This window comes from Cohnella xylanilytica (genome assembly GCF_014212175.1).
Lineage (GTDB): Bacteria > Bacillota > Bacilli > Paenibacillales > Paenibacillaceae > Cohnella > Cohnella xylanilytica.
In genome coordinates this window covers 158504-177834 of sequence record NZ_JACJVR010000005.1, presented here as the reverse complement: position 1 = coordinate 177834, position 19331 = coordinate 158504, and the positions used below count along the sequence as shown (strand labels likewise).

Genomic DNA, 19331 nt, shown 5'->3' with positions numbered 1-19331 from the left:
AATGATTGTCATCATACCTAACAAAGGATACTCGGATTCGACATGGCGCATGGGACGTAGGAGTCTTCGCGGCGAATACCGAGCGGGAAACGGGGCAGGCTACTATTTTGATCTTGAATATCGGGGAAAGGCGTGTTCGGGTTGGATTTCTTCAAAGGCCAGGAATCGTTGACGATCATGGATTGGATTTTAAGAAGCGTAGTCAGCTTTGTTTTTTTGCTCGTCGCGGCCAAGCTCATGGGACAGCGCTCTATCTCCCAGCTCAGATTCGTCGACTTCCTGATCGCCATGACCCTCGGCAACGTTATCGCCCACCCTCTCTCGGACGAGAAACTGGGACTCGCGGGCTCCATGATCACGACGATCGTTCTTATTCTGTTGTACATCGTCGCGACGTGGACCGGTCTCAAATGGCCGTTCTTCAAACGCTATCTCGATCCCCACCCGCTCATCCTCGTGAAGAACGGGCAGATCTCCTTCCGCAATCTATCGAAGGCGAGAATCTCCATCGAGCACTTATTTTCCGAGCTTCGCAAAGAGAAGGCGGCGGATATCCGGAAGGTGTCTCTCGCCTTGTGGGAACCCGGAGGGACGATATCCGTGTTCATGAGCGCCCCGAATCAATCGGTTACCCCCGCCGATCTGAATTTGAATCCTCCCCCCTTCCAACTGCATAGGCCCATCGTCATCGACGGCAAGATCGACGTCTCCCTGCTTCGCGAGATCGGCAAAGACAAGGAGTGGCTGGAGAAAAAAACGGCTCCCTACGCGGCCGATCTCCGCGAAGTGCGGTTGGCGACCGTCGACGGCAGCGAGCAGGTCACGGTCCACCCGGTTCCCGATTCCGCCAGGTAGAGGACGAAGCGGCGCGTTGCCCGCCCTTCTCGTTCGTCGGAATCCCCCCCAAAAAAAAGCAACCGGCCGGGCCCTGAAGGCCAGACCGGTCGCGGTTCATGCATCTTATTCTATTCGACATTCGACGGATCAAGGATTACCAGGCGTACGCCTTCGGAGCGGAGCCGCCCGGTCCCGGGAAAATCTCGTCCAGACGGGCGAGCGTCTCGGCGCTCAGCTCGATCTCGACGGCACGCAGCGATTCCTCGAACTGCCCGAGCGTGCGCGGCCCGATGATCGGAGCCGTCATCGCCGGACGGGTCAGCGTCCAGGCGAGCGCGACGTTCGCTTCGCTCTCTCCGAGCTCCCGGCACAGCTTCTCGAACGCTTCCAGCTGGGCGCGGTGCTTCTCCACGCGCTCCGGATTGTTCGCGCGCTTCGAGCCCTCGACCGGCCGCAGCGCGTTCCCGCCGAGCAGGCCGCCGTCCAGCGGACTCCAGGCGATGACGCCGATGCCGTGCTCTTCGGCGGCCGGAAGCACTTCCAGCTCCGGCAGGCGGCACAGCAGGCTGAACTTATGCTGTTCGGAGACGAGGCCGAGCAAGCCGCGGCTCTTCGCTTCGTACTGCGCCTTGACCAGGTCGCGCCCGGCGAAGTTGCTGGAGCCGACGTACCCGATCTTCCCCTGGTATTGCGCGATGCGGAAGCCTTCCCACAGCTCGTCCCACGAGACGTTCCGGTCGACGTGGTGCATCTGGTACAGCTCGATATGATCGGTCTGCAGGCGGCGAAGCGATCCTTCCAGGTGACGGCGAAGCTTGTAGGCGGACAATCCGCCTTCTCCGTTCGGCCCGTCGGCCTTGTCGCTCATGTCGCCGTAGAACTTGGTCGCCAGGACGACCTTCTCGCGGCGCGAGCCGCCTTGGGCGAACCAACGGCCGATAATCTCCTCCGTCCGCCCCGCGTTCTCGCCCCAGCCGTAGATGTTGGCCGTGTCGAAGAAGTTGATGCCCGCGTCCAGGGCCGCGTCCATGATCCGGAAGGCTTCCTTCTCGTCCGTGGAGACTCCGAAGTTCATCGTTCCGAGGCACAGCCTGCTCACCTTCAGCCCCGACTTGCCCAGATAAGCGTACTTCATCCTTCCTCTCTCCTCTCATCGATTAGGCGTTCCTCCTTCATTGTAACGAATGGAAGAGGAGGAGAAAAGCGGACGGGCATGACGGCCGAGCCCGAACCGCGGCGTCAACGCAAAATATCCCCGGCCAGCCTCAGATAGCCCTTCTTGAGAACGAGCCGAATCTCTTCGGCGATCCTATCGGGCGATCCTTCCCGGAGCACGCCGGTAAACTCTTCTTCGACCAGCGCCACGCTGATCTCGCTGATCAATTGATAGATTTCCTGCGGCGCGCCCGCGGGTCCCATCATCATGAGAACGGAGCGAATCGGGACGAACTCGCCGTTGTCCCCGTCCGAAGACCAGTCGACGTCGCGGTCGAGCTTCAGCACGCAGACGGCCGTCTCCGCGATGCCGGCGCTTCGGCAATGAAGCATGGCCACCTTCTCGTCCTCCAGCATAACCGGGCCGAGCTCCTCGCGCTTCTCCAGGTCCCGCTTGAGCGTATCCCGGTCGGGAACCTCATAATGGGCTTCGACGAGCCGCAAGCCGAGTTCGATCAGCTCGCGCTTATCGCCGGGCGACACCCCCTCGAAGACCATGATGCCTGGAATCAAGCTCTCCAGCGCCTTGCGGTACCGCTCCACCTTCGCCACCGCTTCGTCGATGTCCGTCGGTTCGTCCCGGTACGATCGGGTTCTCTCCGGAAGGCGCTCCAGCCTCTTCTCGACGAGCCGGACGTCCTCTTCGGACAGGAGAGGGCTGACGACGAGCACCCGGTCGTCCGAACGATGAACGTCCATCGTCGAGAGGATGAGATCGACCTCCGGATGGGTGCGGAGCCAATCGTCCATATGGAACAGCGAGATCGTATCGACGACGTGCAGATTCGGGAACCTCCTCTCGAGCTGAACCGAGAGCAGGCGGGAAGCCCCGATGCCGCTGGAGCAGACGAGCAGCGCGCGTCGCCGCTCGTGCCCCTTGTCCCGCATCCGCAGAATCGCCGTCCCGAAGTGCATCGCCAGGTAGCCGATCTCTTCTTCCGGGACGGGCTTGCCGATCTGGCGTTCCAGGTAGCGGGAGGCGATCCTCGTCGCTTCGAAAATATCGGGATACTCCTGCTTGACGTGCCCGAGCAGCGGGTTGCGGATCGCCATGCCCAGCTCGATGCGCTGCACCGCGGAAGTCAGATGCGTCGTCAGATTCTCGCTCAGCGCCGTATCGCTCCCGAGATCGAGCTTGAGCTCCCGCTCCATGGCGGAGATCATGCCGGCGACGTAGTCCCGAATGGCCGAATGGGGATAATCGGCGGCGAACACGTTGCGGGAACGGGCCCCCAGCAGGTGCATCGTAATATAGCCGACTTCGCTCTCCGGGATCGCGAGCCCGAGCTTGTCGCCGAGCGCGGCGGCCAGCTCCTCGGCCATGGCGTATTCCGGCGTCGCCTTCAGCTTCTCGAGAATCTCGCTCTCGAGTCGGATCTCCTCGTCCTTGTGGAACCTCTGGACGGCCAAGGCCAAGTGCACGACGAAGCCGACGTAGGCGGTGTCGGCCATCGCGTAGCCCCGCCTGCGCTCCAAGTCCTGGATGACCTGCTCGATCTTGAACAGCCATTGCGGATCGATGAAGTTCAGCAGCCGGCCGCGGATCGAGCCCTCCAGCTTGCCCCGCTCCTGACCCGCTTGCAGGTGCAGCAGCTCCATCAGCTGGTCGCGCGTGACCGCCTCGTACAGCAGGTCCGCCATCGCCGAGCGGATCTTCTTCTCGTCGCCTTCGATATAGACGCCGATGCCGGGCTTGCGCTCCAGCCGGATGCCGTATCCCGCAAGCCATGGCTCGATCCGGTTCAGATCCTGGCTGACCGTCGATTCCGTCACGTTCAGCATGCGGCTGAACGAGTAGAGCTTCTCCGGCTCCTTGCTCGACAAGACGAGCCGCTTCATGACGAATTGCCGCTCCTCCGGGCTGTACGTCTTGTCGGCGGCATCCCGCTCCAGCTCCGCCCGCAGCTCCTCCCGGTCGCGCGGGTCGCCTTCGAGCTTCAGGCCGACGCCGGACTTCTTGTCGAAGCGAAGCCCCCACTGCAGAGCCGCCGGCTCCAGCTCGCCCAGCTCGCGCTGAAGCGTGCGCACGCTGACGCCCAGCCGGTCCGCCAAGTCCCCGAGCGTGCCGTAGCCGTCCGATTCGAGAAAAAACAGCAGAATCTCCCGTTGTCTGGAGCTCCATTTGATCTTCGGCTTTTTCTCCAATCGTATCACGTCCCTATCGGTATAAATAAGCTTGCATCGACGGGCGGCTCGTCTTACTCCAGATTGGTATGCCGCTTCTCCATCTCCTCGGGCGCCGGGCGGAGCAGATCCATCAGCCGGATGACGCACAGATCGAACAGCAGCAGCTGCGTCTGCTCGAACAGCGAGCCCATCGGCTGGATCGACCGCTCGGCGTCTCCTCCTTCCCTCATCGTCTGCGCCGGAATATGGACGACAAGGTCGGCCTGACGCGGCAAGGGCGCGTCGGGGAACGCGGTGAAGAAGACGACTCTCGCCCCGGCCGGCTTGGCGATGCCCATCAGCGCTTCGACGGTGGCGAGATGTCCCGTCCCCGAGCTCGTGATCCACAGATCGCCGGCCCCGATCGCCGGCGTCGTGACGTCGCCGACGACGTGCACCCGCAAGCCGAGGTGCATAAGCCGCATCGCGAAGGCGAGAAGCATCGTCCGTTCCCGGCCCAAGCCGTAGAAGAAGATCCTCTTCGCCCCGGCGATCTCCTTCGCCAGCCCGTCCAGCTGTTCCTCCCGGACTTCCGTGAAGCTTCTCGTCAGCTCCCGGAGCATCTCCCGCCTCGTCCCGCTCCAATCGAACGTCCCGTTCATCTCCGTTCCTCCTCTTCCATCCTTCTCTCGCAATCCCGAATCGCATCCCGCCAATAGGCCACGCTCGCTTCGACTTCCTTCCGCACGCGGTGGTCGTTCTCTTCGAACGGATGGCCGACCTCGAGCAGCAGAAACGCCTCCTTGGCCCGCGACCGACGAAGCGCGTCCAACACCCGTTCCGCTTCGATGATCCCTCTTCCGTTGTTCTCCTCCGTGAACGTCCAATGCCGGTCGTACCGCCCGTCCGTCTGCTGCAGATGGACGATCGGCGAATAGGGAGCCAATCGCTCCAGCCAGACGTACGGGTCGCGGTCTTCGCCGGAGGCGTCCTCGCAGATCGCGTGCCCGACGTCGAGGCAGAGCGCGAATTCGGCGCCCTTCCCGCCCCGCAGCCTCTCGACGCGCTCCAGATGCGCGAGCGTCGGCCCGATCCCGACGGGACCCTCGCGCCTGATAGGCGTCTGCTCCCAATAGAACGTCCGGATGCCGTAGACCTCTTCCGCTTCCCGCAGCAGCCCGACGAGCGCTTCCTCCGCGAGGCGCGTCGCCTCCTCCCGGAGCTCCGGGGAGCGGAAGGTCGCCGCGTCCATGCCGCCGTACGGGCCGCCGATCGCGTCGGCGCCGAGCTCCCGCGTCATCGCGAACGCGTTCCGGAACCAGTCGATGCCGTCCTCCCGCCCTTCCGGCAGCGGATGATAGAGCAGGTTATGCGGATAGATCGACAGTCCGGTAAACGTGGAGTGAATCTTCGCGCCGTATCTCTCGCAAGCTTCGCGTACCCGTTCGGCATAGGCTCTTCTAAGCTCGGGCCGGCTGCGCGGATCGAATTGGTCGAACGAGAATTGAATCCGCCCGATCCCCAGATCCCGCGCGATCAAGCGGACCCAATCGTTCGGATCGGCCCACCGCTTGATCGCGAAGTTCGCGCTGATGCCTAATTCAAGCTTCATCTAGTTACCCTCCTATCCGTTAGTTCCCCTTAGGCAATCCGTTGAATATCCGTTGACTATCCGTTGGCGGTCGCGGGTTCTTCCTCGAATGGAGCCCGCTCGGCCATCATTCTCCGGACGCCGTCCAGCAGCTCTCTCTTGCTTCTCGTCGCCAGAAGACGCTCCGGCGGTTCGGGCTCGCCGCTTCGTTCTTGTTCCGCGTCGGGTCTCTCCGCCGCCCATTCGAAGATCGGCTGCCCGGAGCCGGCGATGCCGATCAGCGCGTACAGCCGGCCGCCTCCGTCCAGCGGAACGCCGTCGGGGAACTGAAGCACGACCGCCCCGCTGGCCGCGGCGGCATTCGTGCCGCCGCCTGGCCGCAGCTCGGCCAAGCCGATGCCCAGGCTTCGGTCCAGTCGGACCGCTCTCGTCCGCTCCCCGGCATCCGGTCCGGCCAGCGCCGCTTCCGCCGCGAAGCCGAGCCGGACGAGACGCGCCGCCGTCTGCCGAAGCGCGTCGGCGAGCGTCGCCGCTTCGCAGCCGAGGTAGACATGCTTCTCCTCCAAGGCGAAGGAGGAGGAACGCCCGCGAAGCCGGTCCACGATCTCGTCGTAGACCGGCGAATTCGTATACGATTCCAGCGCCAGGTACTCCCGTCCCGGCGCGCTGGCCATCGCTCTGCGCAGCAAGTATCGGTGCGTGATGATCAGGTCGGCTTCCGGAGGAATCCGGTCGAGAGACGAATGGACGACCTTGACGGCGTCCGTCCATCCCGCGGCCTTCAGCTTCTTCCGGAGCATGGCGGCGCCCATCGCGCTGGAGCCCATGCCGGCGTCGCAGGCGAAGCAGATCGTCCCCGGCACTCGCTTCGGCTCGCTCTCCCGGCCTCCTCCCGCGTCTTCAGCGCGGGAAGGCGCTTCCGCCTCCCCCTCCTGCCCAGAGGACGGGGACGGGGACGAGGCCGGCCGGTCGGCGGACTCCGCCGCCCCGTTCGCCCGCTTCTCCGCCCCGGGCCGGCCCGGCGAACGCCGGACTTCCCGCACCGGATGCGGGGCCGCCCTCAGATCGTCCCATTGCTGCACGTGCTGAAGCCGCTGGACGACGTTCAGTTCCCGATGTCCCATCGTCTCTCCCGGAATTTCCGGCAGCGCTTTCACCAGCACGTACGACAGGACGAAGGAGACGGCCGACGACGCCGCAATGCCGGTCAGAATCGGCACGAGATCGTCCCGGGGAGCGAGCGCCGCGATCAGCAGCAGGCTGGACGGCGAAGCCATAGCGACGAGCCCGGCGTCCAGGAATTGGAAGATCCAGATGCCGGCCATGCTGCCCCCGATAAGGGGGACCAGCAGCACGGGCCTCATGAGCACGTAAGGGAAGTACACCTCCTGGATGCCCCCGAGCGCGTGAATGGCGAGCGTCGCCCCGGCGTGCCTCTTCCGCTTGCCGCGGGATTTGACGACGTAGGCGAGCAGAACGCCGATCGCCGGTCCCGGGTTCGCCTCCAGCAGGAAAAAGATCGATTTGCTCAAATCGTGCAATTGCGAAATGCCGAGCGGCCCCATCAGGCCGTAATTGACCACGTTGTTCAGGAACAAAATCTTGGCCGGCTCGATCAACGCCGCGGCCGCCGGCAGCCAGCCGGAATTGACCACCGCGATAAGCCCTTCGTTCACTTCGCGGATCCACGCCGACAGCGCCTGGCCGAAGTAAGCGAACGAGAAGACGGCCAGCGCCGCCGCGATGGCCGCGTGCAGGAAGTTCGACATCAGCAATTCGAAGCCGGAGGGCAGCCGGTTCTCCATAAGCCGGTCGATCCGGCTCACGAACCAGCCGATGGCCGGGCCGACGAGCATGGCGATGAAGATCATCGACACCGAGCTGGCCAGCACCAATGCGAAGAGGACGATCGCCGCGACGACCCCTCCTCTTTTCCCGCCCATCAGCTGCCCGCCGGTATACCCGAGCAAGACGGGGACGAGCCAGTTGAGCATCGGGCCGACGAGCAGGTGCAAGCCGTCGTCCGGGAACCAGCCGTACACGCCGAACAGAGCCCGCAGAATCCCGACGACGATCAAGACGGAGACGTTCTGGGAGACGATCGCGCTTAACAAGCGACCGAGCTTATACATGGCGTCCACCCGACTTCGTTAGAAAATAGACTTGATCCGGAGGACAACCCCCTCCCGGGTCTATTACGTTACCAAACCGTATATCCGCCGTCAATGGTGAAGACGCTTCCAGTCGCATAGGACGAGGCGTCCGATGCGAGGTAGACGGCGATGCCTCCGAGCTCCTCCGGCACGCCCGGCCGTCCCATCGGGGTCATGTCCAGCCACTTCGATACCATTCCTTCCCCGGCTGCGAAGTAAGGCTCCGTCAGCTTCGTCTTCATGTATCCCGGAGCGATCGTATTGACCCGGACGCCGTACGGGGCCCATTCGGACGCCAGGCTCTTCGTCAGCATGATGACGCCGGCCTTGGAGACGTTGTAGGCGACCTGAGGCTGGGGAGTGTTCACGATCATCCCCGACATCGAGGAGATATTGATAATCGAGCCTTTCTTCTGCTCGATCATGACTCGCCCCGCCGCCTTGGACAGAAGGAACACGGCGTTCAGATTGACGTTCAGCACCCGGTTCCAGGTCTCGAGCTCCAGCGATTCCGCCCGATCCAGATGGGTGATGCCCGCGTTGTTCACGACGCAGTCGAGACGCCCGTAGCGCGCCGTCACCCGGCCGACCAGCTCGTTCACCTGCCGCTCGTCGGTCACGTCGACCGTCTCTACCGTCGCCTCTACGCCGGTCTCCCGAATCTCCTTGGCGGTCTCCTCGGCCGTATCCGGCTTAATATCGGCGATGACGATATGCGAGCCCGCCTGGGCCAGAGCGAGGCTCATCGCCTTGCCCAGCCCCATTCCCCCGCCGGTCACGATCGCGACGCGGCCGTCCAGCCGGAACCGTTCCATGACGTTCATGGCGATCCTCCCTCTTTTCTCGAGTCTGCTTGAGATTGCATTCGCGTCGGAATCGGGGGCTTCATCCTGGCCCCTCTCGCTTATTCGATTCCGTTCGGATAGACCATCACTTTAAGGCTGCCGCTCTTGTTCGTGCGCGCCCTCTCCAGCGCCTCCCCCGCCTTCTCCAGCGGATAGCGGTCGGTGATGAGCGAGGCGACGTCGGCGATCCCCGAAGAGAGGAACGCGATGCCTTGCGGGTACGTGTTCGCGTAGCGGAACACGCCGTAGATGTCGACCTCGTTGTCCGCGATGAACGGGACGTTCAGCTCGATTCCGTCCTGCGGCGGCAGACCGACGATCGACAGCTTGCCGCCGCGCTTAAGCGACAGGAGCGCCGTCTGCAGCGCCTTCGGATTGCCCGCCGTCTCGAAGGCCGCGTCGACGCCCGCGCCGCCGGTCAATCGCTTGATCTCGGCCAGCGGATCCCGCTCGCGGATGTTGATCGCGTGGGCTGCCCCGAGACGCAGCGCCGCCTCCAGCCGGATCGGCTCCAGATCGGCGACGATGATCTCGGCGACGCCGAACGCCTTGGCGGCGACGACCGCCATCAGGCCGACCGGCCCCATCCCCATGACGGCGAGCGTCGTGCCGGGCTGCAGGCCGGCCCGCTTCGCCGCATGGATGCCGACGGAGAACGGCTCGTTCATCGCCGCTTCCTCGAACGACAGCGAATCCGGGATCGGGAACAGGAAGTCCTCGCGCATCGCGATATATTGGGCGAACGCCCCGTGAACGGGCGGCGTCGCCAGGAACTTCACGCTCGGGCACAGGTTGTACCGCCCCGACTTGCAGGCGTCGCAGCGGCCGCAGACGACGCCCGGTTCGATCGCCACCCGGTCTCCCGGGCGGAACCGGGTCGCCTTCTCCCCGGCGGCCGCGACGATGCCCGCGCATTCGTGCCCCAGTATCAGCGGGGCTTCCACGACGTACGGGCCGATCCGGCCGTGCTCGTAATAATGGACGTCGGAGCCGCATACCCCGACCGCCATCACCTTCACCAGCACTTCGTCCGGCCCGATCTCGGGCATCGGAAGCTCGATCGTCTCGACTTCCATCGGACGGTTCAGAATGGCGGCGCGAATCGTCTTCGGCAGCCCGGGCAACGCTTGTACGGACATGATGGTTCCTCCTCGTCTTCCGCAAGAAGCGGTTGTTGTCTATTTTACGGCACCCATGGACAAACCTCTAACCAAATATTTCCTCACCGCGAGCCCGCAGACGATCATCGGCGCGATAATGACCGTTCCCGTGGCCATCGCCTGCCCCCATTGGATGCCGTGCTGGGAGATGAGAAGCGACGCGGCGACGGGCACCGTCTGCGTGCCCCGGCCGGAGAACACCGAAGCGAACGCGAAGTCGTTCCACGAGAACATCAGGCACAGGATCGAAGTCGCCACGATGCCGGGAGCCGCCGTCGGGACGGCGATGCGCCGGAACGCCTCGAACTTGCCGCAGCCGTCGATCATCGCGGCTTCCTCCATGTCGACCGGGACGTCCTTGAAGAACGTCGCCATCATCCAGAGCGCGAACGGCAGGTTAAACGTCGTATAGGCGAAGATCAACCCCGTCGTCGTGCCGATCAGGCCCGCCTTGGCGAACATGAGATAAAGCGGCAGAATGACGGCCGGAATCGGCGCCATCCGGGTGCTGATGATCCACGAGGAGATGCCCTTCTCCTTCTTGAAGTTGCCCCGCGCGAGCGCGAAGCCGCCCATCAAGCCGAGAACGACGGAGATGAAGGTCGTCGACAGCGAGACGACGACGCTGTTGGTCAGGAACTCGCCGAAGTTCCCCTTCGCGGAGAACATCTCGCGGTACGTGTGGAACGTCGGGGCGAAGATGAACTTGGGAGGCATGGAGAACATGTTCACCTGCGTCTTCACCGACGACAGCGCCATCCAGACGATCGGCAGCAGCGCCCACAGCATCGCGGCCGCGAGGACGACGTACAGAACCGCATAGACCGACTTGCGCCTCAGAGCCATCTCACCCCTCTCCTTTCTTCATCATTTTCACGAAAATATTGCCCATGACCATCGTCACGAACAGCATCGTCAATCCGAGCGCGGCCGCGGTCCCCATGTCCTGGAAGCGGAACGCGACCTGCATCAGGTAGTAGCCGATCGTCTTCGTCGAATCCGCCGGTCCGCCTTCGGTGGCGATCGTGATCGTGTCGACGTACCGCAGAATATCCATCGAGCGGATCAGCAGGGCGACGACGATCATGCGCCTCACCATCGGCAGCAGAATGAAGCGAATCTTCTGGAAGCCGCTCGCCCCGTCGACTTCGGCCGCCTCCAGCGGCTCCTGGGACACCGACTGCAGCCCCGCCAGCACGATGATGGTGATGAGCGGAGTCCATTCCCAGACGTCCATCAGAATGACCGCCGGCATCGCGGTGGAGATGTCTCCGAGGATCTGCGTATGGATGCCGATTCGCTCGAGGAACCAATTGTAGAGACCGTACGTCGGGTCGAGCAAATATTTCCACAGCAGGCCGGACACGACCGGAGCGACGAACAGCGGGAGCATCCACAGCGTCATGATCAGGTTGCGGCCCTTCGGCGCGTGGTACAGCAGCAGCGCGACGGCGACGCCGAGCAGCAATTCCAGCGCGAGCCCGGCGACGCCGAAGATCGCCGTCCGGCCCCACGACTGCCAGAAGGTGTCCGATTCGAACACCCGGCGCCAGTTGTCCAATCCCGTGAACGACGGCGCGTCGATCGACAGGCTGTAATCCATGAAGCTCGCGTAGATCAAGAATAGAAAAGGAAAGATGCTGATGATCGCCAGCACGACGATGGACGGGAGCAGCATCCAGAACTCCGTTCGGCTCCCCTTGGCGCGCCCGCGAGAACGAGCGGCGGCGGTGGCCTGCTCGGGTCGGTCGAAGGTCTCGGTAAGCTGCGGCATGACGGCCGCCTCCTCTCTGACGGGAACCGGGCAATCGACGGTTCGGCGCGGGGCCGCCGCCGATTGCCCGCCGCCCTATGCAGCGGAAGTTCTCCGCTGCCGGGCGCTTGTTAGTTCCCGGTAATGTCGTCGCTCTTCTTCGCGATCGCCTTCATCGTCTCTTCCGGCGTCTGCTTGTCGAAGAGCATCTTGGACAATTCGGTATAGATGATCGTGTCGACCTGCGGCCATTGCGGTACCTTCGGCCGCATGTAGACGTTCTCCAGCTTCCATGCTTCGAGCACGGCGTTCATCGGCAGCAGGTTCGGCATCGCCTTCGCTTCCTCCGTCCCCGGCTCCATCCCCTTCTTCACGTCCGGCAGGTTGTAGACGGAATGGCGGGTCGGCGTCGAGCCGGCCTCTTCGGACTTCAGAATCATGTATTGCGCCTGCGGGGAAGTCGCCCAGACGAGGAACAGCCACGCCGCCTTCTGCTCCTTCTCGCTCGCGTACTTGCTGATGCCGATGCCCGTGCCGCCGAACAGGTTGGCGCTGCGCTTCGTTCCCTTCGGCAGAATCGACCAGGCCACCTTGCCGACGACTTTCGATTTGTTCGCGTCCTCGAACATGGCGTTGTTCTCGTGGAAGATCGGGGCCATGGCGAGATCGCCGGCCGCGAACGCTTCCGCCACGCCGGTCCAATCCCAGGTCTTGCTTCCCGGCGCCGCGATATCGAGCAGCTTCTTGTACATCGTCGCGGCTTCGACCGCTTCCGGCGACGTCAGCAGCGACTTGCCCGGACGGGCCGCGCCCACGCTGCCGAGATTCTCGCCTTCGAAGTAGTCGGCGCCGTAAGCTCCGAGCACGTTGCTGAAGTCGGCCTGCAGCGAGTCGTGCTGCTTCGCCTCGTGGCCGGAGCCGTACTTGACCTCCGAGATGGCGCCCGACTTCACCTTGTCGTTGATCCACGAGGAGATCTCGTAATATTGATCCCAGGTCATATTGGCGGAAGGAGTCCAGTCATACCCCTTCTCCTGTTGGAATTGATCCTTGTATTTGTCGAATACGTCCTTGCGATAGGCCAGCACCATCGTCGGGCTGTCGTACGGCAGCGCGTACAGATGCTCGGTGTCGCCCATGTAGCCGTCGGCCTGCAGCTGGCTCTCGATGAAGTCTTCCAGACCTCCGGGAATATGAGGCAGCGACGGGTCGTTGTTGAAGTCGTTCAAGTCCGCCAAGTTCTTCGACTGCTTGGACAGAATCTGGTACGGATCCGCGTAGATCAGCTGGTAGTTGGCGTTCCTCGCGTTGAAGTCCAGCCCGACCTTCTCGGCTACGATGTCCAGGTTGCTCTGCTCGATGTTCACTTGGATGCCGGTCGCCTTCTCGAAGATCCCGATATTGGCGGCGAGCGCGGAAGACGGCGGCGTGTTCTCGGAGATGAAGTTCAGCTGCGTTCCGGAGAACTGCTTCCAATCGAAGCCGGCGGGAGCTTCGATCTTCGGGAGCCCCTCGACCCAGCCTTCGAACGGCCCTTCCGCCATTCCCCCGAACGCCGCGGCGCTGCCGGCGGGAGCGGATGTGTTAGCGCTTGCAGAAGCGGACGGCTGGCTGTTCGACGGATTCGTTGTGTTCGAAGAAGAAGAACAAGCGCTTAACGCCAGCAGGACGCCGGCCATTGCGACGGAGACGATAGGTACCGCCGAAGTTGTGCGATTCATTGACGCATCCCCCTCTAGGACATGTGATGAAAACGCTTCGAAAATTAAAGAGGAGATCCGGCCGGATTTCTTTAATTCGTAGTTTTATTATAGTAGGCCCGCTCGGCCCGGGGCTATTCAAACATCCGTCGGTCCTGTCGCGCGGCGTTCGCGACAAAATTGAATAGCGAAAAAAATAGAACATATGTTTGCCAACCGAAGCGGGAGTATGCTACAATTTGGACGAGATCCCCAATTCCATTAAAGGAGTGTATTGGCATGCCCTTGAACGCGTATTTGAATTTCAACGGCAACACCCGCGAGGTCGTCCTGTACTACGCGCAGGTGTTCGGTCTTCCCGAACCGCAGCTGATGACGTTCGGCTCTAACCCGGATCACCCGCTTCCTCCGGGATCCGAAGATCTGATCATGCACGCCAAGCTCACGATCGCGGGCAGCGATCTCATGTTCTCCGATACGTACCCCGGGCATGCCGTACCAACAAGGGAACAACTTCTCTCTCGCCTACGTGAGCAAGGACGAGAACGCGATCCGGGATGCCTTCGGCAAGCTGAAGGAAGGCGGGTCCGTGGACATGGAGCTGCAAGAGATGCCTTGGAGCAAGTGCTACGGCCAGTTGACGGACAAGTTCGGCATCCATTGGCAGTTCAGCCATGAGAGCGAATCCTAAGAGCGGACGACGTGAATGAACGATAGCGGCCCCGGGACAACTTCCCGGGCGCCGCTATTTTTGCTTGTCGCCGCCCGTCGACGATGAGGGGTTAAATTTTGGAAGCCGGGGAATGTTAAGGCAAGACCTCGCAAAGGAGTCTGCCCGATGGGAACGGTACACGATTACGCGGCGCTGCTTCCGGCAACCGAAGAATTCGTTCGCCGGAGGATGGACGTCCCGGGGAACATCAGCCTCTATTATTTCCAACCCGTATGCGACGCGGACAAGATCGAGAGGCTTCTGATCTACCCGATCGCGACGGCCCCCGAACCGGCGAGCTACGTCGAGTCCATCTGCCGGCGCCGCGAGCTCGGCTCGTCCGAAGAGCTCTACGGCGAATTGATCCGCGGGAATGTGCTGGTCGCCTTGGAAGCGGAGAGCTACCTGTTCGACGCTTCCAAGACGTGGAACGACAAGCCCGGCGAGGCGAATATCGAGACGACCGTCCAAGGGCCCCAATCCACGCTAAGCGAGAACGCCGCGGCGAACGCGGGCATCATTCGGCACCGCTACCCGGCCCCGGGCTTCCGGATGGAGTCGCTGCAGCTCGGCGCCGTCACCCGGACGCCCGCGTTGCTTCTCTACGATGCGGACAAGGCCGACCCCGCCGTCCTGGCCGACGTCAAGAGCCGAATCGCCCGCGTCGAAGCCGACGTCGTCCAATCGACGGGACAGCTGGAGAAGCTGATCAATAAACAGAAGCGCAGCTTGTTCCCGACGATGATTCTGACCGATCGTCCCGACCGGATCGTTCTGAACTTGGCCCAAGGCAAGGCGATCCTTCTGATGGAAGGAACTCCGTTCTCCCTCGTGTTCCCGGCCGTGTTCTACGACTTCATGTCCGCGATGGACGACCTGTATCTTCCCCACTGGGTTACGAGGATGCTCGTCTTCTTCCGCTACATCGCCTTGTTTATCGCCATCACCTTCCCGGCGATATACGTCTCCGTCATCTCGTTCAACCCCGAGCTGTTCCGGGTTCAGATGACCCTCTCGCTGGCGGGAAGCCGCGCGAACGTCCCCTATCAGTCCTATGTCGAGGTCTTGTTCATGCTGTTCATGGCGGAAGCGATGACGGAGGCCAGCATCCGGCTGCCCCGGTTCATGGGATCGACGGCGACGACGGTAGGCGGATTGATCCTGGGCCAAGCCGCCCAGCAGGCGGGGCTCGTGAGCAGCGCGATGATCATCACGACTTCGGCCGTCATTATCAGCAGCTTCGTCATTCCGATCAATACCATGAGCTTCGCGATTCGGGCCGTTCGTTATCCGCTCTTGCTCATCTCCAGCATGTTGGGACTATTCGGCGCAGTCGTCGGCTTGTTCTGCATCGTCTGTTATCTCGCCAGCCTGAGAAGCTTCGGCTATCCCTACTTGAAGGGCTTCGTCGGCGAGCCGTCCGTGAGCTTCGGCAGGCGCAAGGGGCAAAGGGGAACTTCGAATTGAACCGTTACTTCTACTATTCGATCTTGATGTGCATGATGATCAACACGATTATCTTCGTCCCGCACATCCTGCTGAACAATCAGAGGAACGGGCTGGTTCCGGGATTACTGCTGAGCACGGCGGTGAGCACCGGGTTCACGGTTCTGTTCGCGAACGCCATGCGCACGTTCGAGAATCAATCGCTGTCCGATATTTTGAAGGCTCGACTTCCGAGATGGATCTCCGCCCCGCTCTTGATTTATCTGGGGTACAGCTGGTTTATCGCGGGCGGAATCGTTCTGATCTCCTTCAGCAATCTGATGAAGCGCTATATCCTGCCGGACATGCCCGTCCAGACGATCGCCTTCGTCATGGTGGCCGCCGCCGGCTGGTGCGCTTCCCAGAAGACCCGGACCGTGTTGTACTTGCTCGAGATCGTCATCGTCACGAACATCCCGTTCATCCTGCTGATTCTGTACAAGTCGATCGGGACCCCTTTTATGAATTGGTACGCCGTATGGGATGCCGTCAGCGATTACTTATGGCGTTGGCCCAATATGGAAGTCGTCTCGGCGGCCACTTACCTGTTCACGGGCTACATTAACCTGGCTATCTTCAACAAAGAATCGGAGGGTACGTTCCGTCCTCGCCTGCTGGGGCTCGTACCCGTTATCGGTTTGCTTACGCTGATGACTACCGCCCTGATTCCGATCGGGTTCCATGGAGAGCACGGAGCGATTCGCTATGTCAACGCCTGGGTATCTACGGCCGACTCCATTCGGATCGAATTCGGGGTCGTCGAGAGGGTTATTTATGTGTTCCTCCTTCTCTAACTGAATCTGTCCTTGTTGTTCGCTACGGTCACCTGGCATGTCGGGAGCCGACTGATCTCCGATCTGTGGAGCCGGGATTGGAGAATGGGCTCCATCGGATGGAAGACCCCCTTCGTCCTCGCTTCCTTCGCGGTCCTGACCTTGATCGCCTCGTTCTTCGCGGACGACAAACGCAATCTGATCTTCGCCAAGATCTGGTTGACCAGCCGATTCTGGAGCGAAGCGGGGCTTGTCCTTCTCGTCTATATTCTGGCCAGGACGAGAAATCGCCGATGACGAGAGCTTGGATCTTCGTTCCGATCGTCCTTGCCTTGCTCTTGAGCGGCTGCATGAACCGCAGCTTCAAAGATATCGACAAGCGCTTGTTCGTCACCGCTATAGGCGTGGATCGGGCCGAGGAGAACGGGCCGTACAAGATCTCGCTGAAGCTTGGAATCCCCTCGAAGGGATCCGAGAAGGGACCGGGCCAGGCGGAAGTGGTCAGCGAACAGGCGGAATCCATCCCCGAGGCTCTTCGGCTGCTCAAAGCGAAGTTCGACAAGGAGCTCGACTTCAATCATACGAAGATGCTCGTCTTCGGAGAGCCCGTCGTCCGAAGGAGCGTCGACCCGTTGATCGACTACTTCAGCCGAAGAAGGGACATTCAAGGCATCGCCTTCGTCGCCGTCGGTTCCCCGATCGCCGAAGAAGTCCTGAAGGTCACGCCCAAGTCGGAGACGTTCCCGGGCAACTCCTTGTTCCTGACCTTCGAGGAGAACGGAACGAGCTCGGCCTACTCGGTGACCGCTTATTTATTCGATTGCTTCCGGAGGTTGAACGAGGAAGGGCTGGATCCGTATATGCCGGTCATCGAGCCCGAAGGGGATCGCTATCGGATCAACCGCGTCGCGTTGTTCGACAAGACCAGACTCGTCGGCATTCTGTCGCCCCGGGAGACCAAATCGTTCAAGGAACTGCTTCAATCCTACCGCAAGATGGATATGATCGTTCGTTCGCCGCGGCTGGACTTCACCTTGTTCGCGGAGAAGTACGACCGCGACTTCTCCATCCGATCCGGGAGTCGGGATCGAATCGCCGTTCGCGTGAAGATAGCCGGCATCGTGGAGCAGACGAAGGCGCCCGTATTCGAGCAGGATTGGTCCAAATTCGAAGTCGCGGCCGGACAGGAAGTCAACGAGCAGTACCTGTCTATGCTTCGCCGGCTCCAGAGCTGGAAGGTGGACCCGTTCGGATTCGGCTTGCTGTACAAGGCGGCCCGCTATCGGGGCGATGCCGATTGGAAGAGGTGGCAGCGGATCTACCCCTCGATCGAATTCGACGTCCGTACGAAGGTGAAGATTACCGGGACGGGAATTCTCAAGTAGAAGGCGGGCCGCCGTCCGTAACGCGGCCTCGCGGCCTCAAGATCGGATCTTGGCCTTCGGCCACTCTCCGGTGAACTCGATGTCGGCGTAATTGTAGTAATCGTCCAGAATGTCCTCCTTATCGTCGAGGAACAGCTGATCCGCCACCGCCGATACGATCTTCGGTATCGCGTACTTCATGCCGGACAATGCGGAAGCGGACAGGCCGCAGCTGATCATGGCGCCATAATTGAAGGCGAACAGGCCGTGCAGCAGGCTCTCCCCTTCTTCGTCCCGGCTCGTGAAGGCGAAGCCGGGCGTCAGGTAGGGATGCGCGTCCAGCACGGGACTCGCGATCTCCTTCGGAGCCTCGTACCGGTCGCCCCATCGGGCGATGCGGCTCTCCACGAGCTTCAGCTCCGGCCGCAAGCCCGGATCGGTGAGCAAGCCCGTGCTGACGATGAGGAAGTCGAAGTCGAACCTTCCTTGCGGCGTCGTCACGGACGCTTGCCCGCCCTTCTCTTCCACGTCGAGCCAAGGCGAGCCCAGATGCAGGCGGAAGCCGGGCCATGATGCGGCGCGGTCGTACGTGTCGTTGGTCGGAGGCTGGTTGTGCTTGAAGAAGTGCGCCATCACGGCGTACTTCTCGGCATCCGTCAGAGAAGGGAATCGCTCGATCATGCCGGACCCTTCCATCTGGCGAATGGGATTGATGCGCGGCAATTCCTTGCGCCGCACGAAGACGTGAACCTCGGCCGCTCCGGCGGACAGGGCGAAGTTGGCATTGTCGAAGGCCGAAGCGCCGCCGCCCAGAATCGCGATTTTCCTCCCCTTCAACGATTCGATCTCCAACGGGCCGGACGTATGGGCATAGAGGCGGGACGGCAGCCGGTCTTGGATGAGGGGCGGCACGTGCCATTCCCCCCCGCCCTGGATGCCGGTCGCGAGGACGACCTTGCGGGCCAAGAGGGGCGTGGACGGAGCGCCGTTGCCCTCCACGTGGAGACGGTGAAGCCCTTCTCCGACTTCCGGCTCGATGAGCTTCAGCTTCGTCTCGTTGAGGACGGGCAGCTTAAGCACCTCGCGGTACCATCGCAAATAGTTCATCCATTCGCCCCGCGGGATCTTATCGAGGCTCTCCCAGCCGGCCGGCCCGAACCGCGCTTCCCACCACGAACGGAACGTTAACGACGGAATCCCCAGGTCGATCGACGTCAGATGCTTCGGAGTACGCAGCGTTCTCATTCGGGCGTACGTCTCCCAAGGCCCTTCCAAGCCTTCCGGATTCTCGTCGATCACGAGAATGTTGGACACCCGCTCCCGCAGCAGCCCGAAGGCGATGCCGAGACCGCTCTGGCCTCCGCCGACGATAACGACATCGTAGACGTGCCCCTCCGGATGCCGGCGCGGCCTTACCCAGTTCGGACCGCCATAGGCGAGATAAGACAGGTCGGTGTAGACTCGCTCGTTCAAGGCTTCTAGGCTCATGACTATCATCCCTTTCCCCGGAGACGCGAAGAGCTTCTCGGATTCATCGAAGGCTCAATTGCGATATATTATATTACGCAGATCGCCGTTTCGATGATCTATCTCAATTTTGCGTCATAAAATATTACATAACCATGACTATATCCTAC

At 61.9% G+C, this 19331-nt stretch carries 16 protein-coding genes and 1 pseudogene; 6 read left to right on the top strand and 11 right to left on the bottom strand.

From position 1 onward, the window contains the following. The first annotated feature begins 141 nt into the window (after positions 1-141). A complete protein-coding gene (locus H7B90_RS02640) occupies positions 142-855 on the top strand; it encodes a DUF421 domain-containing protein (RefSeq protein ID WP_185134307.1) in 714 nt (237 codons plus the stop codon). 136 nt (positions 856-991) lie between these two features. On the opposite strand, the gene H7B90_RS02635 is transcribed toward H7B90_RS02640, so the two are convergent. The 10 genes from H7B90_RS02635 to H7B90_RS02590 form a co-directional block, all read right to left on the bottom strand. Beyond that, positions 992-1972, bottom strand: coding sequence for an aldo/keto reductase (locus H7B90_RS02635; protein ID WP_185134306.1), 981 nt, complete (start codon positions 1970-1972; stop codon positions 992-994). Positions 1973-2076: 104 nt separating this feature from the next. Beyond that, complete coding sequence (locus H7B90_RS02630) at positions 2077-4206, bottom strand: BglG family transcription antiterminator (protein ID WP_311772672.1); 2130 nt, start codon at positions 4204-4206, stop codon at positions 2077-2079. Positions 4207-4250: 44 nt separating this feature from the next. After that, positions 4251-4820, bottom strand: a complete 570-nt coding sequence (gene hxlB, locus H7B90_RS02625; protein WP_185134304.1) for a 6-phospho-3-hexuloisomerase — start codon at positions 4818-4820, stop codon at positions 4251-4253. Beyond that, the gene (locus tag H7B90_RS02620) at positions 4817-5770 is read right to left on the bottom strand and encodes a sugar phosphate isomerase/epimerase family protein (RefSeq protein WP_185134303.1); all 954 of its coding nucleotides are present in this window, start codon (positions 5768-5770) and stop codon (positions 4817-4819) included. The genes hxlB and H7B90_RS02620 overlap by 4 nt, the downstream gene beginning before the upstream one ends. 56 nt (positions 5771-5826) lie before the next feature. Then, positions 5827-7881, bottom strand: coding sequence for a PTS transporter subunit EIIC (locus tag H7B90_RS02615; protein WP_185134302.1), 2055 nt, complete (start codon positions 7879-7881; stop codon positions 5827-5829). A 68-nt stretch (positions 7882-7949) separates the two neighbouring features. Beyond that, positions 7950-8726 carry an SDR family NAD(P)-dependent oxidoreductase gene (locus H7B90_RS02610; protein ID WP_185134301.1) on the bottom strand — a complete coding sequence of 259 codons (777 nt, stop codon included), beginning with the start codon at positions 8724-8726 and terminating at the stop codon, positions 7950-7952. An 80-nt stretch (positions 8727-8806) separates the two neighbouring features. Continuing rightward, positions 8807-9886 carry a sorbitol/xylitol/iditol dehydrogenase GutB gene (gutB, locus tag H7B90_RS02605; RefSeq protein WP_185134300.1) on the bottom strand — a complete coding sequence of 360 codons (1080 nt, stop codon included), beginning with the start codon at positions 9884-9886 and terminating at the stop codon, positions 8807-8809. 39 nt (positions 9887-9925) lie between these two features. Beyond that, positions 9926-10753 (bottom strand): carbohydrate ABC transporter permease, encoded by an 828-nt coding sequence (locus H7B90_RS02600; RefSeq protein WP_185134299.1) that lies wholly within the window; start codon positions 10751-10753, stop codon positions 9926-9928. Between the two features lies 1 nt (position 10754). Further along, a complete protein-coding gene (locus H7B90_RS02595) occupies positions 10755-11681 on the bottom strand; it encodes a carbohydrate ABC transporter permease (RefSeq protein ID WP_185134298.1) in 927 nt (308 codons plus the stop codon). Between the two features lie 110 nt (positions 11682-11791). Next, complete coding sequence (locus H7B90_RS02590; protein ID WP_185134297.1) at positions 11792-13381, bottom strand: extracellular solute-binding protein; 1590 nt, start codon at positions 13379-13381, stop codon at positions 11792-11794. A gap of 258 nt (positions 13382-13639) precedes the next feature. Here H7B90_RS02590 and H7B90_RS02585 point away from each other — a divergent pair. From H7B90_RS02585 to H7B90_RS02565, 5 genes and pseudogenes are all read left to right on the top strand, one after another. Further along, positions 13640-14051 (top strand): annotated as a pseudogene (locus H7B90_RS02585) (VOC family protein). 147 nt (positions 14052-14198) lie between these two features. Further along, positions 14199-15539 (top strand): spore germination protein, encoded by a 1341-nt coding sequence (locus H7B90_RS02580; protein WP_185134296.1) that lies wholly within the window; start codon positions 14199-14201, stop codon positions 15537-15539. After that, complete coding sequence (locus tag H7B90_RS02575) at positions 15536-16351, top strand: GerAB/ArcD/ProY family transporter (RefSeq protein ID WP_185134295.1); 816 nt, start codon at positions 15536-15538, stop codon at positions 16349-16351. The genes H7B90_RS02580 and H7B90_RS02575 overlap by 4 nt, the downstream gene beginning before the upstream one ends. 12 nt (positions 16352-16363) lie before the next feature. Beyond that, the gene (locus tag H7B90_RS02570; protein WP_185134294.1) at positions 16364-16627 is read left to right on the top strand and encodes a hypothetical protein; all 264 of its coding nucleotides are present in this window, start codon (positions 16364-16366) and stop codon (positions 16625-16627) included. Beyond that, positions 16624-17715 carry a Ger(x)C family spore germination protein gene (locus tag H7B90_RS02565; protein ID WP_185134293.1) on the top strand — a complete coding sequence of 364 codons (1092 nt, stop codon included), beginning with the start codon at positions 16624-16626 and terminating at the stop codon, positions 17713-17715. The genes H7B90_RS02570 and H7B90_RS02565 overlap by 4 nt, the downstream gene beginning before the upstream one ends. A gap of 36 nt (positions 17716-17751) precedes the next feature. On the opposite strand, the gene H7B90_RS02560 is transcribed toward H7B90_RS02565, so the two are convergent. Then, on the bottom strand, positions 17752-19182 hold the full coding sequence (locus H7B90_RS02560; RefSeq protein WP_185134292.1) for an FAD/NAD(P)-binding protein: 1431 nt from the start codon (positions 19180-19182) through the stop codon (positions 17752-17754). Between the last annotated feature and the right edge of the window lie 149 nt (positions 19183-19331).